Source organism: Candidatus Allofontibacter sp., from assembly GCF_040404065.1.
In the GTDB taxonomy this organism is placed as follows: Bacteria; Pseudomonadota; Alphaproteobacteria; order Pelagibacterales; family Pelagibacteraceae; genus Fontibacterium.
In genome coordinates, this window is the sequence record NZ_JBBAJM010000002.1 from 15012 (window position 1) to 16512 (window position 1501).

At 19.9% G+C, this 1501-nt stretch carries 2 protein-coding genes; one reads left to right on the forward strand and one right to left on the reverse strand.

Annotation, left to right across the window (positions count from 1 at the left end):
- A partial coding sequence (locus tag AC8IG9_RS06085) for a hypothetical protein (protein WP_507425921.1) occupies window positions 1–815 on the forward strand: 815 nt, incomplete at its 5' end.
- Window positions 816–829: 14 nt separating this feature from the next.
- Here the strand turns inward: AC8IG9_RS06085 and AC8IG9_RS06090 are convergent.
- The gene (locus tag AC8IG9_RS06090) at window positions 830–1312 is read right to left on the reverse strand and encodes an Hsp20/alpha crystallin family protein (RefSeq protein ID WP_507425922.1); all 483 of its coding nucleotides are present in this window, start codon (window positions 1310–1312) and stop codon (window positions 830–832) included.
- Window positions 1313–1501 lie beyond the last annotated feature (189 nt).

Consider the following 1501-nt stretch of genomic DNA (forward strand, 5'->3'; position numbering starts at 1 on the left):
AGGCTAGTGTAAAAAAGGCGAGTATTAAAGAATCAGATATTTTATCTTCTTTAGTTTCTTCATGTTCTTTTTCAAGTTATAGTTATGATAAGGAACAGTCTGAATTAAATGAAAATGTAGATGAAAATGTAAATGAAAATGTAGATGAAAATGTAAATGAAAATGTAGATGAAAATGTAAATGAAAATGTAGATGAAAATGTAAATAATAAGTTATTAAAGAAATATATATTAAAACCTTCAGAGTTTTATAAAAAAAATATACTAATAACAAATGATAATAAAAAGGATAATTTTGATATTATAAGTGATATTCTATATAAATTAAGTCTTTTAAAAGACGTTAATAATATATATAGTAATGACATTTATATTTTTACACCAAATACTAATAGAAAAATGTTTAAACAAATGTTATTAGACAATCCGTATTTATATTTTACAAATTTTTATGTAAAACAAAAAATTCAGAAAAATACACCAAATGAAGAAAATAAGAAAACTATATATATTATCGATACAACTATTTTAGATCAGATTGATGATATTGATCAATTTTTAGATCCTCAAATACATCTTATTTTATTAACTTCAGAAAATGATAAAATTATAAATTTTTACAATAAATTGGGTGATAAACGTATTCTTATTCATAAACAAGATAAATTAAAATCAATTCAAAAAAGATTTTTTAAATTTGTTATAAAACAAATAAACCAGAATGTTATTTTTGAAGATTTTTACAATGAAATAAATGATGAAAATATAGATGTAAAATACATTGTTTTAAAAGAAAATGAATTGAGATACAATTGATACAAATGATACAATTAAATTTCATCAGCCCAATTTAATTTTTTTTCAGGTTGTTTTTCAGCTTGTTTTTCAGCTTGTTTTTCAAATTGTTTTTCAGCTTGTTTTTCAGCTTGTTTTTCAAATTGAAGATAAAGTACACCATTTTTTAAATTGCAGTCATTTGCATTAAAATAAAAAGGCTTGATTACTTCTGGTAATTTTACTCTTCTAATAAAATTACCATATCTTGTTTCGCTATAAATTACTTTAGAATTTTCAAGGTCATTAAATTCTGAATTTCTAATACCAGAGATTAAAATAATTTGTTGTTCTTTAATTTGAATTTTAATAGTACTTTTTTCAACTCCAGGTAATTCAATTCTAACTTTAAAGTAATTATCTAATGAAATCAAATCTACTTTTGGACTATATATTTTTCTTTGTAGATTTTGTAAATCATTTTCCATTTTTTTATAATTATTTTTGTTTCTAACAGTTGTAAATTCAGTTTCACTCATCTCTTTTATTTTAACAATTCTTTTTATTTTTAAACTACTTTTTTAAAAAAAAAGTAACCAAAAAACAAAGCTACGCTTAACATTAAAAAGTATTTTAATTTCTTATTAACATTTTTACTTATATTTTTTGATTTTTTTAATTTCTTATTAACATTTTTACTTATATTTTTTGATTTTTTTAATTTCTTA